This is a genomic window from Christiangramia aquimixticola (assembly GCF_048285835.1).
Lineage (GTDB): Bacteria > Bacteroidota > Bacteroidia > Flavobacteriales > Flavobacteriaceae > Christiangramia > Christiangramia aquimixticola.
In genome coordinates this window covers 121,936-136,873 of the sequence record NZ_JBLVTL010000004.1, presented here as the reverse complement: position 1 = coordinate 136,873, position 14,938 = coordinate 121,936, and the positions used below count along the sequence as shown (strand labels likewise).

Sequence of the window (14,938 nt, the reverse complement as noted above, 5' to 3'; positions counted from 1 at the left end):
TTAGCAAACTTGATTAATTGATCAGCTATGATTTCAATCTTATTTTCCAGTTTTGATGCTTTCCCATCAATCCATTGCCTTTTAGAAAGGTTATGAATTATATTCAAACGTATTCTGCCTGTTGGTTCTAATTTAGACTCTTCCCGACCATATGAATTAATAAACTTAACTCTTTGATTCTTTTCCTTAATATAAAACTGAATATCCAAGTTTTCGATAATTATATAGGAGCCATAATAGGAAAATTTAAATCTTACATTTCGTTTTTTGAGAGACTTAATAAATTTGTCAATTAGCCTTAAAACTCTTGGATATATATTTTTGGAACCATCAAAATAAACCGGACCGATTTCTGAGGTTTCATTCATTTCAAAATCATTCTTCCTCTTGTTTTTAGAATTTAATTTCTTTTTAGTAGCGAGGGTTATGAGATCAAGTTTCTTCATGGTTATTTATTGTTTTGAAGTTTTAAAGCATCTATGCAGATCCATTGCATCCTTTTTTAGTATGTTTGATTATATCAAAGATTTTTCATGTCGATTAACAAGAAAGCTCAAATTCGTTACTCCGTTTTAGATAAATGCTTTAGCAACTTCCAAAGAATTTATACTTATCAAGATCTTCTAGGAGAGGTTAACAGTATTTTAATTGAGAATGGTGCTGAGCCGATCCAACTTCGTCAACTTCAATATGATATTAAGTTCATGGAATCCGATGCCGGATTCGGAATCGAACTGGATGAGAATCTTAAAATTGGAAAAAAAAGAGTTTTCAGGTATTCAAATAAAGATTTTTCTATTTCAGACCATCCATTAAATCAAAGTGATAGTGACCAGCTCGAAACTACAATTCAAATTCTTTCCAGGTATAAACATAGGCAGGAATTTAAATGGATAGAAGAATTTATACCTAGAATGGAAATGGCATTTGACCTCGTTTCTGGAGTTGATGATGATATTATAGGCTATGAGGAGAATCCTGATCTTGAAGGTAGGCAACACTTAGGACATTTATTCAATTTAATTTTGAAGAAAAAGGTTGTGAAGCTAGAGTATCAACCATATAAAAAAGAAAAGGAGTCATTCCTAATTCATCCATATTATCTAAAACAATATAATTCAAGATGGTTTTTATTTTGTTATAATGAGGAATTTGAAGCAATATCTAATTATCCATTAGATCGAATAGTGTCCTGTAAAGAAACAGGAGAAAAATATATTCCATCTAGTATAAATTGGTTCGACTATTTTGAAGATATAGTAGGAGTGACTAAACCTGAAGGTGTGAAGCCTCTCGATATAAAACTCCGATTTTCACTAGATCGGATTAAATATATTCTTACTAAACCACTTCATGGTTCCCAAAAATTAGATCGAAAAGACAAAGAAAATAGAACTGTTGTTATTAATGTTATTCCAAATTTTGAACTGTACCAAATGCTCCTATCCTTCGGTAGCGATTTAGTAGTTGCCGAGCCAGAATTGGTTAGGAATAAAATGAAGGATTACGCTTCTAAATTAAACTTAAAATATAAATAGTTTAAGTATGCAGAATGAGTGCATATATAGATTGTTAGTTTGTACTGAATTTCAAAGTAATTATTTAAATTTTTCCATTTTATGTCGGATATGAATCATTCAGAGGGGTATAAATCTAAAAAAGAAATTTTTCACGAGTTTTCACGTTTAGCGAAGAAAATTAAGCCTGAGGTAATTATAGCCTATGTGCTATTGCAAGAAAATAGATTGGATGAGGAAAAAATTCAAAAAGGTTTAGAATCTGAAAATCCAGTCGATTTCTTTGGAAGTAAGTATTTATATCAAGCAATATCCAATTTAAAGGGGGATTTCCTTCAATTAAGTGAAGATGATTTAGATGAGATTTATGCATTTGATACAGATTTTGTCTGCAGTTATGAAACGGAAGACGTTCCTGGAATTATTGACAGTTTGATTCTTGTTACTCTTGAAGGTAGGCAAAATTCTATGTCTTATCCTATACCAATTGAATTAGTGCAATTTTTAATGGGGTTAATTGATTTTCATTCCGACACAAAAATTTACAATCCATTTTCTGGTACGGGTACTTTAAGTTTTTATTCGAATGAGATACCCTATTTAGGACAAGAGAGAGATTTCGTAGTATGGATTCTTGGATTGTTAAGGCTAGCTAATAAGAGAATAGAGATTAAGGCAGATCTAAAATTAGAAGATTCTGTAAAATTTTGGCGGGGTATTGATGGGCCAAATGATTTAATAATTTCCGTACCACCTTTTAATGTTCCTATTGAGCGTAGTCTTGGTATGGTCAACAATTTTGGGCGAATAAAAAGAATTGAAGAATATGCCTTATATAAAGGGACTCAAGATTTAAAGGAACGCCAGAAGGCAATGTTTTTGTTTCCATCTTCAATTTTATCATCAAATGCAAAATTCCTGAAGAATTACCGAAAACACTTAGTAGAAAATGGGATGGTTTCTACAATTGTTCAATTTCCTTCGGGAATATTAGGCCATTCTGGGATAATGTTATCAGGAATAATACTTCAAAGTCCAAGAAAAAATCATTCATCAATCAAGATGATAGATCTTACAGGTGATAAAATAAAAAATCCTAGGAAAAATATAGGAGAGGAGCTCTCTGACTTTAATGAAATTCTATTGCAGAAAGATGAAATAGATGAAGTAAGGTATGTAAGTACAAGTGAAGTAGCAGAAAATGATTATGATTTAAATGTTTTGAGATACTGGTTACCGGTTTATGATGGTGAAAAGCTTTCTAACTTTTTAGAACCTGGAAGAACGGAAAATCGGGAAAATGTATTAGCTTTTTATCCTGAAGTAGATCTAGGAGATTTGAAAAACGATCCTATAGATTATATTCTTAGGCCAGAAAAAGCTGCAAAAGGCCTAACATCAAAACCTCTTGGTGGATTTGTAAATGAAAGCTGCTTGTTGATTTCAGTTCATATGGGGCAACTGAAGCCTACATGGTTAGAAGTGCAAAATGAACCTGTCTGTATTGCTCCTAATATCGTGCCTTTTAAAGTGGATAGAAGCCAAATACATCTATCATATCTTATCCAAGTTCTGCACTCAAAGGAGGTTAAAGAACAAGTTCTGGCCTATGGAGGTGCTAGCATGTTAAAGTCTCTCTCGATTCAGGACTTCTTAAGCATAAGAATGAACCTTCCTGATCTTAACGACCAAAAGGAGCTTATATCTACTTTTAGAAGAGAAATTATAAAAGAGGAAGAACGAAAGCTTGAGGAGCTTCGTTCAAAAATGGGTGTTGATATAGCTGATGATATAAGTTTTTTGAGACATTCTTTGGCAGGAAATCTACAAAAATCTAGGGATGCCTCGGAAGACCTTACCAAAATTATAAATGAATTAGAGCAAACCATATGTCCAAAAATTAAGGAAGCGAAGGCAGAGAACGATACTACATTGCCCCTTCAAAAATATTTAGACATTTTAAATCGGGAATTGGAAAATGCTCGTCAAACTCTTAGCAGGGCCAGTCTTAAAATAGATATTCTAGACAAAGAAATCGAAGAAATTCCGATTTTTAATTTCCTTGAAAAATATACCTCTGAATTGAGGGTTCTTAAAAGAAATCTTTTCGCTGTAGATTTTAAGTTTGATGATGTTTTTTCAGAACCAGTTTTGAAGGAAAATCTAGTCATTAAAGCAGACCGAAAACTACTCAAAAAAGTATTTGAAAATATAGTTGAGAATGCAAATAAACATGCGTTTGCGGATCTTGCTTTGCAGGATAAGGAGCTACAAATAAAAATTTCCTATAAAGAAGGGGAGGACACAATCAAGATCGTCATTAGTAATACTGGTAAATCTTTACCTGATAAATTTGGTACATCGAAATTTATTAGAAAAGGAAGTCGAACTGGGGAAAATGCAGGTAATGGATATGGAGGATATTTAATAAATACCATCATTGAAGTACATAATGGTCAAGTAGAACTAATCAATAATAATGAAAATGATGGCGGTAACTATAAATATGTTACCAGTCTAGAGTTAAAGCTACCAGTAGAATTAAAAGTTTAAAAAATGGAATATACAGTATTATGGTTTGACGATGAACACGAGACCTTTGAAACGTTAATAAATCGGGCTTTAAGAGAGGGTATCAAATTAAAGGGAGTAAGTAATTCAGTTGAAGGATTAGAATTATTGAGAGCCAATCCAGATCATTATGACGCTATTATATTAGATGGTTTGTTTTTTTCCAGCTCAGAGGATAGCTTAGATAATGTCTCAGAGGATGCATTCGGAAATGTCGCAAAGTTCCTCAATGAAAATAAACGAGATTATTTGATTCCTTGGTTCATTTATTCTGGGCAACCTTCCTTTGTAAAAGATAATAATACTTTAGTTAATGTATTTGGAGAATCATTCGGTTCGAAAGTAGTTTATGATAAAAATGAACCGTCAGATACAGTTCAGCTTTGGGAGGATATTAAAAGCGCTGCGAATAATATTGAAAGAACTAAAATCAGAAAAGATTATCCGGATGCTTTTGAAATTTTTAAAAATAATTTTCTGGATTATGAATCCGAAAAAACCTTACTTGATCTTCATCTGAAAATATTAAATGGTGGCACATTCGATCAGCCAAAAAATGATTTTACAAAGCTCAGAAAGATAATTGAAAAACTGGTAGATCAATGTGTTAACAAGAGTTTAGTTCCCTACAAATTAAAAGGAGCTAGTCTTACAGATATTATTGAATTTCTATGTGGACAGAGTCCAGACTTTCCTTTGAGCAAGTATTATTTCCATCCAATGATCAATTTTCTATTACCAAACCTTTTAGATATGTTACAGGATGGATCACATGCAAAAAGCAAACTAAGATATAAGGCTGATGAGTATTCCCTTGAGGTAGGAAATGGTTATTTGTTCAAATCATGTTTATTTCAAATAATGGATGTGCTTATAGCTTTTAATAAATTGTTTCTAGAAGAGAAAAAAGGATTGCTGCCTAGTTCAAAATGGAGGGAAGTAAAGGATCAGAATATATTTGAGGGGCCTTTGGAACAAGATTCTTTAAGGAATTACCACTGTGGTGAGTATATTTTAAGTTACAAAGAAATCCACGGTATTATAGAACCTGGCCAGCAACTTAGAATATTGAATGTCACAGAAAATAGAAATTCTAGGAATAAAAATCTTTATCCTATGTATGTAAAGAAATTTGAAAAAATATAATGCTTTGAGGAAGCAAGAATTTTCTTAAATTGTACCAATCTTAACTCTCCCTACACCGTTGAGACTGATTGGTTGATACATCAATTACTAATCACAAATTTACCATAAATCTTAATGACGACTACACATAAACAGAAACTTACTCTGCCTAAACTCGAGTCCTTACTTCTAAGTGCTTGTGATGAGCTCAGGGGAAAGATGGATGCCTCAGAATACAAAGAATTTATCTTCGGGATGCTCTTTCTGAAAAGAGCCAATGATAAATTTGTTGAGCAACGGAATGCATTACGAAAGGAATACGAGGCGAAAGGCCTGCGAGATGACCTTATTCAAAAGCAACTAGACAACCCTTCAAAATATGATTATTTCGTGCCGCCAATCGCCCGGTGGACACTCACTGAAGAAGAAAAGAAAGCTCTAGCACAGGATGAGGATGTTGATAAAAAGGAATTTAAGGGAATACTGCATTTAAAAAAGAATGTTGGTTCCGGACTTAATAAAGCTCTGGCGGCTATTGAAGATGCCAAACCGGAAGTACTGGAAGATGTACTTAAAAGTATTAACTATAACCGTAAGGTTGGAAAGAAAACAATCGATGACTCAAAATGGGTAAGTTTTATTACCAAATTTGATAAGATTCCATTAAGAGATGAAGACTTCGAATTTCCGGATCTTCTTGGAGCTGCCTATGAATTCCTGATCAAATATTTTGCTGATAGCGCTGGTAAAAAAGGCGGGGAGTTTTATACACCTTCAGAAGTAGTTGCTTTACTCACTAGGATTATTGCTCCAATGGAAGGAATGAGCATCTATGATCCTACTGTAGGATCTGGCGGTATGTTGATCCAGGCTAAAGACTTTGTTCAGGAAAATGGAGGAAATCCCAGAGATCTTTCCTTGTATGGACAAGAGGATAGTGGGACCACATGGGCCATCTGTAAAATGAATATGATTCTACACGGAGTTCGAAATGCGGACATTAGAAATGAGGATACCTTAAAAAGTCCCGAACATAAGGCAGAAGATGGCAGCCTGATGAGTTTTGACCGGGTAATAGCAAATCCTCCGTTTTCGCAGAATTACTCCAAAAAAGAAATGAAGTTCCCTGAGCGCTTCCACACTTTTATGCCTGAAGGTGGGAAGAAAGCCGATTTTATGTTCGTTCAGCATATGCTTAGTGTATTGAAGAATGATGGGAAAATGGCGGTGGTAATGCCGCACGGGGTATTGTTTAGAAGTGGTGATGAAAAAGAATGCCGGGCCGAATTTATTCGCCGGGGAATCCTGGAAGCTGTAATTGGTATGCCATCTGGTTTATTCTACGGTACCGGCATCCCGGCTTGTGTGCTGGTTTTCGATAAAAAGAACGCCAAAGACCGAAAAGAAATCTTGTTTATTAATGCCGATAGGGAATACAAAGAGGGCAAGAACCAGAATAAATTGCGACCTGAAGATATTGAGAAGATCACCAATACTTATTTCAGTAAAACCGATATAGATAAATACAGCCGACTAGTAAAAGTTGAAGAAATACAGGAGGAAGACTACAATCTCAACATTCGTCGCTATGTAGATAATTCTCCGGAAGCTGAACCACAAAATATAAAAGCGCATCTTAACGGAGGGATGCCTGCGGAAGAGGTTGCACAATTAGAGCCTTTATCTGAAGCTATTTTTGGACTGAATGATGAAATCTTCAAAAAGCGTGATGAAGATTTATTTGATTTTGCTGATGGGATTACAAGCAAGGAAGCGATTAAGGAATATGTGGAACAAAGCCCAAAAATAGAACACCTGTATGAATCTTACCGAAAAAAGATTAGTTCCTGGTGGGAAGACCGTAGAGAAGATTTTGAATCCCTACCAAACTCCGGTAATGCCGCCCTGCTTCGTAAAAGAGTAATGCCGGCCATCATTGAAGAACTAAACGATTTAAAAGCTTTAGACGAGCACGAAATTCGTGGTGCCTTTGCAGGATTTTGGGATGACCTTAAATCTGAATTTAAATCTGTAGCAGCCAGTGGCTGGGGTCCTGAACTTATACCTGAAATTGATATTCTACAAAGCCAGTTTCCTGAGGTGCTGGAACAAATGGATGCGGATCGCAATCGAATTGCCGAACTGGAAAGCCTTTTTGATGCTGCCGAAGCTGAAGATTATGAAGATGAAAACGAAACTGGAGTCCTCAATAAAGAAAATGTAAAGGAGTTGAAGGCCCGTTTAAAGGAAGTTAATGCTAACCTAAAGAATCATAGAAAGCAGTTAAAGGAATTTAAAGCCGCATTGAAAGTTCTGGAAGATGCCAATGGCAATGCTGCAGAAATTAGAGAACTGCAACATCAAATAGCCGACTTGATTAAGGAGAAAATTCCTGCTGCTGAAACCAGAAAGAAAAAAATAGATTCTCAACTGGAAAAGCACAATGAGTTAACCACAGATTTAAAAGACCTGAAAGCAAATTTGAAAGCTGCTGAAGCCAAAAGGGACACTTTGGTAGATGCCGCCAGGGAGAAGATTACTGAGTCCGAGGCTAAAACTCTCATTCTTAAGCGCTGGCTGGAGCTGCTGCAAAGCCGATATAAAGCTTATGTAAAAGTATTTGTGAACGATTACATTGCTGCAGTGCAAAACCTGCAGGTGAAATATAATACTACCTTAAAAGATATTGTTCAGCAGCGTAATACTGAAGCCGAACAGCTTAATAACTTTTTAAAAGAGTTAGGGTATGAAAAATAGAATATTTGAAAAAAACCTGCGGGAAGTATCTGGTTTCAAATCTTTTCCTGACACTTGGAGAGAGGTATCTATAAATCAAATATTTAATCTTGGTAGAGGTAGAGTTATTAGTCAAGAAGAAATTCAAAGCAATAGAGGGGTTTTTCCTGTTTATTCGTCCCAAACTTCAAACAATGGGATTATGGGGTATATAGACTCCTATGATTTTCATACTGAATTAATAACGTGGACTACTGATGGAGCAAATGCAGGTACTGTTTTTAAAAGGGAAGGCAAATTTAATTGTACGAATGTTTGTGGAACATTAATTCCAAAATCTTCAGATAAAACAGATTTAACCTTTTTCAAATATCATTTGGGTAGAATAAGTAAAAATTATGTTTCCTACATTGGAAATCCTAAATTGATGAACGATGTCATGGGTAAAATAGCTCTTCCCATTCCAGATATCAATCACCAACGCAAAATTGCCAAAATCCTCAACACCGCTGATGCGGTGATAGAAAAGACTGAGGAGGCCATTGCCAAGTACAGAGCAATCAAACAGGGAATGATGCAAGACCTATTTACCCGCGGCATAGACTTAAATACTGGCCAATTGCGAACAGCTTATAAAGATGCACCTCATTTATATAAAGAAACCGAACTGGGGTGGATTCCGAAGGAGTGGGAGGTAAGTAAGCTACAAAAAGTTACTACTAAAGTTGCAGACCGAGATCACTTTACCCCAATTTATTTTGATGATGGAGTACCTATTATTTCCCCAAAAGATTTTGATGAAAATGAAATGATAACCTTTGATAAATGCAAGTTCATTTCTAGTAAAGCTCATCTTAAGAATCGGAAAAAAACCAATTTGGAAGTAGGAGATTTAGTATTTACTCGAATTGGTGCAGGCCTGGGTAAAGTTTGTGCTGTAGTATCCTGGATGCCTGAATTCAGTATTCTTCATAGTGCCTGTATGATTAAAGTTGATGAAAAAAAAATGATTTCAGGATATTTAGAAGAATATATTAGATCAAATACTTTGCAAAGACAAATAAAAGTAGAAGTTCAAAGTATAGGCGTACCTGATTTGGGGTTGGATAAAATTAACTCATTTAAAGTTCTAAACCCTTCTCTAGATGAGCAAAGAATGATTTCTATGAGGCTAGAGGAAATTAGAAAAATAATACAGCAGGAATATAAAATCTTACAGAAATACCAAAGCTTAAAAAAGGGGCTAATGCAGGATTTATTAACCGGGAGAGTAGAGGTAGAGGTTTTAAAAAACAGAAAATAAATATGTCAGATACGCTTACTAAAAGTCAGGAAATAGAAGCCAAGAAGGTAAAGGTCAACACGCTCTTTAAAGATTATTGGTTTAGAATACCGGAATTTCAAAGATCTTATGTTTGGGGAAAAGAACAAATAGATGAATTGCTGGATGATCTAAATTACGCTAGGACAAATCATCCAAATAAGGAATATTTCCTGGGTTCAGTGGTACTTCAAAAGCATTTAGTACAAGACAAAACGGTAAATTTTGAATGTTGTGATGTGCTGGACGGGCAGCAACGAATGACAACCCTGTTTCTTTTAATGGCAGTACTTAGAGATCTTAGCCAAAATGATAAGCTTACAACTAATGTTAAAGAGGCGATTTTTCAGGAGGAAGATCCCTTTAGCAATCAACCGGAGCGAATTAGAATAGAATTTCTAATTCGGGACGAAGTGGAAGATTTTGTTGAAGAATTCATTAAAACTGATGGCGCAACTGGAGATATTTCCAGACTAAAGGAAATTAGACAGAGTTCAAATGTTTCCTTGAGCAATATGGCTAATTCGATGCTCTATTTACGTGAACAACTTCAGGAGTTAAATGTTCAGGATTTAAATGACTTTGCTGTTTTTCTTTTTAATAAAGTAATTGTGATCTATGTTGCTTCAGAAAGCCTAGAAGATGCCTTTAGATTGTTTACCATCCTAAATGACAGGGGAATTCCATTATCAAATTCTGATATTCTAAAATCTCTTAATATCGGTGAAGTTGAAAGCGAGAAAAAGCGACAGAGTTTTGCGGTAATGTGGGAGAAACTTGAAGGCGAATTTGGTCGGGATGAGTTCGATAGGTTCCTAGTTCATATTCGTACCATTCTGCTCAAAGAAAAGGCAAGAGAGAACCTTTTAAAAGAGTACGAGAAAATATACAAGGCGGGGAAATTGCAAAAAGGAGAAGAAACTCTAAAGACGATCAAGCAGTACCGGGATTCTTACGCTAAACTTATTTGGTTTGATGATGATATCCCACAGGAGGATTTCCAATTGAGAAACCTGGTAACGATAATGAAAAAAGGATTGGCCTCAGATTGGATTCCGGTTTACCTGGCATATTTCAATAAGTTTGGTTATGACTATTTGTTTGAATTTCTTCAACGTTTGGAATCCAAATTTAGTGCCGATTGGATACTGCAGGAAACACCAACAAAAAGGCTTAGTAATACCTATGGCATAATTAAAGGTATTGAAAGAGCAGATTCTCCGGCAGATATAATCGCAGATGAAGAAGTTTTTGAATATAATCGAGAAGAACTCCAAAGAAGAATTTCAGAAGATATTTACGGAAAGAATTTCGCGCGTTATATTCTTTTAAAACTTGAATATGTTTTACTCCAGTCAAATCAACAGTTCGCCGATTTCAACAAAATAAGTGTAGAACACGTCCTACCGCAAAACCCTAAAGCTGATAGTTTTTGGAGAAGTCAGTTTAGCGAAGAAGAACTTGAAACCTGGACGCACAAAATTTCGAATTTGGTTCTACTAAGCAGAATAAAGAATTCACAATTAAACAATAAAGACTTTGAAGCTAAGAAGGAAAGATATTTCCAGTCTTCAATAAACATTTTTCCGAATATTAATTCCGTAATGCAGTATCAAAGTTGGAATGTAGATATTTTGAGATTAAGACAAGATTCTATAGTGAATAAACTAATGGCAGATTTTAAATAATTAATTACAATGTCTGAATACCACTTTGTCGAGAGACCCTTTTTAGAACAGCTTAGTAAGCTTGGTTGGACATCTATTGACCAGGGCTTCGGCATACCTACAAATCCTGCTAAAAGTCATAGGGCTTCCTTTCGGGAAGTGGTATTAAAGCAGGTTTTTCTTCAGAGTATTAAAAAGATAAACCTAAGCAATGGCCAGGAATGGCTCACCGAGGCTCAACTAGAAGATCTCTTTCAAGAACTTACAGATCACCCTACCAAAAACCTGTTAGAAGTAAACAAAATTGTTTTTGAACTTTTACTTAATGGCACTTCGGTAGAGGAGAACGAACGTACCGGGGAGGAATTTCCTAAAGTACAATTCCTGGATTATAAGAATCCCAGGAACAATTCCTTTATCGCTATAAACCAGTTTCGTATAGATACTCCCGGTACTCCAAAGGGCTTTATTATGCCCGATATTGTTTTATTCGTAAACGGTTTGCCACTAGTGGTTGTGGAATGTAAAGATCAAAACAATTTTACAGCCAATCCTTTATCTGCTGCATATAAACAGCTGAGGCGATACAGCAATCAAAGGGAAAGCACACATCGCGCAGGCCTAAAGGAGGGGGAGGAGCGCCTTTTTCATTTCAATCATTTCAATATTGCCACCTATGGTGATGATGCCACCTATGGGACACTGACGGCCACAGATCAATATTATCTTAATTGGAAAGATATCATTCCGGAGCAATTAAGAGACTATGAGCCGCCTCTAGGAAAAGAACGGCCACAGGAAAAATTGATTCAGGGAATGCTTTCCCCGGAAAACCTGTTGGATCTTTTTCAGAACTTCACCTTGTTTATGGAAGTTGGCGAAAACAAAGAGATAAAAATTCTGGCTCGATACCAACAATTCAGGGCTGTTCAAAAAATAAAAGATAAACTATTAACCGGGGAAACGCCGAAAGAACGATCCGGGGTGATTTGGCATACCCAGGGCTCTGGGAAATCCCTCACGATGGTTTTTCTTATTAAGAAAATTCGTAGCGTACAGGCCATAAGCGATTATAAAGTGATAATTGTAAACGACCGAAATGACCTGGAGGAACAACTTGGAAAAACCGCGAATTATACCGGAGAAAAAGTAGAATACATAACCCGAATCGGTGATCTCAAGCCTAAACTTTCTACAGAAGCTTCCAATATTACAATGGTGATGCTTCAAAAGTTTCAGGAGAAGGAGAGGAATCAGGCTCCAGCATATATGCTAGACCGTGTTGCGGAGGTAATTCCACAGTATAAAGATTTCGGAATAGTAAATAAATCAGATCGAGTGCTTATTCTCCAGGATGAAAGTCATCGAACGGTAAATTCAGACCTAGGAGATAATTTATTTGCTGCATTTCCAAATTCTACAAAGATTGCCTTCACCGGAACCCCGCTTATTACGGACAGACATAAGACTAAAACTATACAGCGATTTGGGGATTATATCGATAAATATAAGCTACAGGATGCCGTTGATGATGGTGCCACGGTTCAAATTTTGTATGAAGGCAAAACGGCCGATACCGCACTTAATGAAAAATCTGTATTTGACAAGAAATTCGAAAATCTCTTTAAAGATAGGACCGAAGAAGAATTACTTGCCATTAAAAAGAAATACGGTACCTATGGTGATATCCTTGAGGCAGATGAGCGTATTAAAATCATAGCCGAGGATATGCTGAGACATTATGTTAGTAACATCCTCCCAGATGACTTTAAGGCTCAGGTAGTTTGTTCATCAAAGATTGCAGCGGTGCGTTACAAAAAACACCTCGACCTGGCCCTTGAAAAAGTGATTAAGGAAAAGGAACTGGATGCAAATTACGAACCCGAATTACTCCGCAAGCTAAAATTTCTAAAATCGGCTGTAATCGTCTCCAGTGACGATACCAATGAGGAAGCTGAGATCACAATGGCAAGGAAAGAAGCCAAAGCTATGAATGCGGTTACTAACTTTAAGAAGAAATTCAATTTCGACGAACCCAACACTGGTATTGCCTTCCTGGTGGTTTGTGATATGTTGCTTACGGGCTTCGATGCCCCAATTGAGCAGATTATGTATTTGGATAAAAAATTGAAAGAGCATAATCTTCTACAAGCCATAGCACGTGTAAATCGGGTCCATGCTGGAAAAAGTCGTGGATACATTGTAGATTATATCGGACTTACTGAAAATCTAAAAGATGCCCTCTCAATTTATGGTGGAGATGAAGCTGATGAAGTATTGCAAAGCTTTAAAGATATTGCTACCGAAGTTCCTGTACTGGAAAGCCGTTATCGTAGGTTATTGCAACTTTTTAGTGATAATAAATTACCTGAAATCGAGGATTTTGTCAATCAAGGTATTAAAGATAAAAAAGCCGAATATAAAGTACTGGAAGAAGCTATTGAATTGATGGAAGATATTAAGCTAAGAGCAAATTTCACCACATTCTACAAGACTTTTCAAGATAGTATGAATGTTGTACTGCCCAATGAGGCAGCCAACAGGTTTAAGATCCCGATGAAACGTTTTGCGTACTTACTTAGTAAGATGAAAGATCGTTATAAAGACGATACACTGGATATTTCGGGCCAAGGAAATAAGGTTAAACAATTGGTGAATGAACACCTCATAAGTCTTGGGATTAATCCAAAAGTTCCGCCTACGGAATTGTTTTCTTCGAAGTTTTTAAAAGAGCTAGATAAGAACAAAACCCCTAAGGCTAAAGCCAGTGAAATGGAGCATGCAATGCGAAAGCATATAAAGATCAACGCGCAGGACGATCCGGTTTACTACAAAACGATGAGTGAAAAGATTGATACGATAATGCAGAATCACTGGGAAGATTGGGATGCTATCCTAGAAAACCTAAAAGAAGCCCGGGAAGAAATGGAAGCCGGTCGTAAAGAAGGTTCTGTTGAAGGGATTAGCGTAGACGAAGCGCCTTTTTATGATCTTATAGTGGATATAGCTTATGGGAAAGATGCTTCTGAAGAAATAAAACTTCAACTGAAACCTATTATTAAAGAGGCCTTACCATTGATAAAAAGAGAGATTAAGATTTCTCATTTCTGGCAAAAGGAGGATGAAATAGAAAGCTTAAAAGGAAAATTGCAGGATATTTTTTATTTCACCGCCGGGGATCTGGATTTAGATCCTGTGATAAATAAGACAGAAAAGATTGTTTCCGAAATAATGGCCCTGGCCAAAAAACGTCATCAGTTACTCATAAAAGAAGATGCCTAATTATAAAGATATAGAATATACCTTAAAGCGAAGCAGGAGGAAGACCTCTAGTATTTATGTGGAACGCGATGGGAGCATTTCTGTGCTCGTTCCCCAGCAATTGAGCGAAAAGGAAATTGAAGCGATGATAGAACAAAAACGCTATCAAATTTACTCTCATCTGGCACAGTGGGAAGATGCCAATACTAAAAGGGTTTACCGTGAATTCGTAAATGGAGAAGGTTTTTATTACCTCGGTAGAAATTATAAACTTGAGATTGTCACCAATCAGGAAGTTCCCCTTAAGTTGAAAAACGGATGTTTCAGACTTCGGAAGAAGAATCTACCCAGAGCAAAAGAAGCTTTCGTGGAATTCTATAAAGAAAAAGGAAGGAAAAGAATTTTGGATCGGGTCGAATATTTTCGAAAGCTTCTCGATGTAGAACCCAATGAAATAAAAATTATGGATTTACAAAATCGGTGGGGATCCTGGACACCAAAAGGAAATGTGAACTTCCATTGGAAAACAATGATGGCACCATTGACCATCATAGATTATATAATAGCCCACGAATTAACCCACTTAATCCACCCCAATCATTCGGATGCCTTTTGGAACGAACTTGATAAAATAATGCCAGATTACGTTCAAAGAAAGGCCTGGCTGAAGCTTAATGGAGCGGGGATGGATTTGTAAAAAAATAGAACTTATTTGAAAGAAAGAATTTGCTTTTACAATT

Annotated in this window: 9 protein-coding genes; 8 read left to right on the top strand and 1 reads right to left on the bottom strand. The window is 36.0% G+C overall.

The window, feature by feature from the left end:
• A partial coding sequence (locus ACNKXV_RS09825; protein ID WP_417907553.1) for a hypothetical protein occupies nucleotides 1–446 on the bottom strand: 446 nt, incomplete at its 3' end.
• An 87-nt stretch (nucleotides 447–533) separates the two neighbouring features.
• Here ACNKXV_RS09825 and ACNKXV_RS09820 point away from each other — a divergent pair.
• The 8 genes from ACNKXV_RS09820 to ACNKXV_RS09785 all read left to right on the top strand — a co-directional run bounded on the left by ACNKXV_RS09820 (nucleotide 534) and on the right by ACNKXV_RS09785 (nucleotide 14,895).
• Nucleotides 534–1,538 (top strand): helix-turn-helix transcriptional regulator, encoded by a 1,005-nt coding sequence (locus ACNKXV_RS09820; protein ID WP_417907552.1) that lies wholly within the window; start codon nucleotides 534–536, stop codon nucleotides 1,536–1,538.
• An 81-nt stretch (nucleotides 1,539–1,619) separates the two neighbouring features.
• Nucleotides 1,620–4,070 carry an N-6 DNA methylase gene (locus tag ACNKXV_RS09815; RefSeq protein WP_417907551.1) on the top strand — a complete coding sequence of 817 codons (2,451 nt, stop codon included), beginning with the start codon at nucleotides 1,620–1,622 and terminating at the stop codon, nucleotides 4,068–4,070.
• Nucleotides 4,071–4,073: 3 nt separating this feature from the next.
• The gene (locus ACNKXV_RS09810; RefSeq protein WP_417907550.1) at nucleotides 4,074–5,234 is read left to right on the top strand and encodes a hypothetical protein; all 1,161 of its coding nucleotides are present in this window, start codon (nucleotides 4,074–4,076) and stop codon (nucleotides 5,232–5,234) included.
• Between the two features lie 114 nt (nucleotides 5,235–5,348).
• The gene (locus ACNKXV_RS09805; protein WP_417907549.1) at nucleotides 5,349–7,970 is read left to right on the top strand and encodes a type I restriction-modification system subunit M; all 2,622 of its coding nucleotides are present in this window, start codon (nucleotides 5,349–5,351) and stop codon (nucleotides 7,968–7,970) included.
• The gene (locus tag ACNKXV_RS09800) at nucleotides 7,960–9,252 is read left to right on the top strand and encodes a restriction endonuclease subunit S (protein ID WP_417907548.1); all 1,293 of its coding nucleotides are present in this window, start codon (nucleotides 7,960–7,962) and stop codon (nucleotides 9,250–9,252) included. The genes ACNKXV_RS09805 and ACNKXV_RS09800 overlap by 11 nt, the downstream gene beginning before the upstream one ends.
• A 2-nt stretch (nucleotides 9,253–9,254) precedes the next feature.
• Entirely contained in the window at nucleotides 9,255–10,958 is a 1,704-nt protein-coding gene (locus ACNKXV_RS09795; protein WP_417907547.1) for a DUF262 domain-containing protein, read from the top strand.
• 9 nt (nucleotides 10,959–10,967) lie between these two features.
• Nucleotides 10,968–14,219 (top strand): type I restriction endonuclease subunit R, encoded by a 3,252-nt coding sequence (locus ACNKXV_RS09790; RefSeq protein WP_417907546.1) that lies wholly within the window; start codon nucleotides 10,968–10,970, stop codon nucleotides 14,217–14,219.
• A complete protein-coding gene (locus ACNKXV_RS09785) occupies nucleotides 14,212–14,895 on the top strand; it encodes a M48 family metallopeptidase (RefSeq protein ID WP_417907545.1) in 684 nt (227 codons plus the stop codon). Before ACNKXV_RS09790 ends, ACNKXV_RS09785 begins: the two co-directional genes overlap by 8 nt.
• Nucleotides 14,896–14,938: the final 43 nt, after the last annotated feature.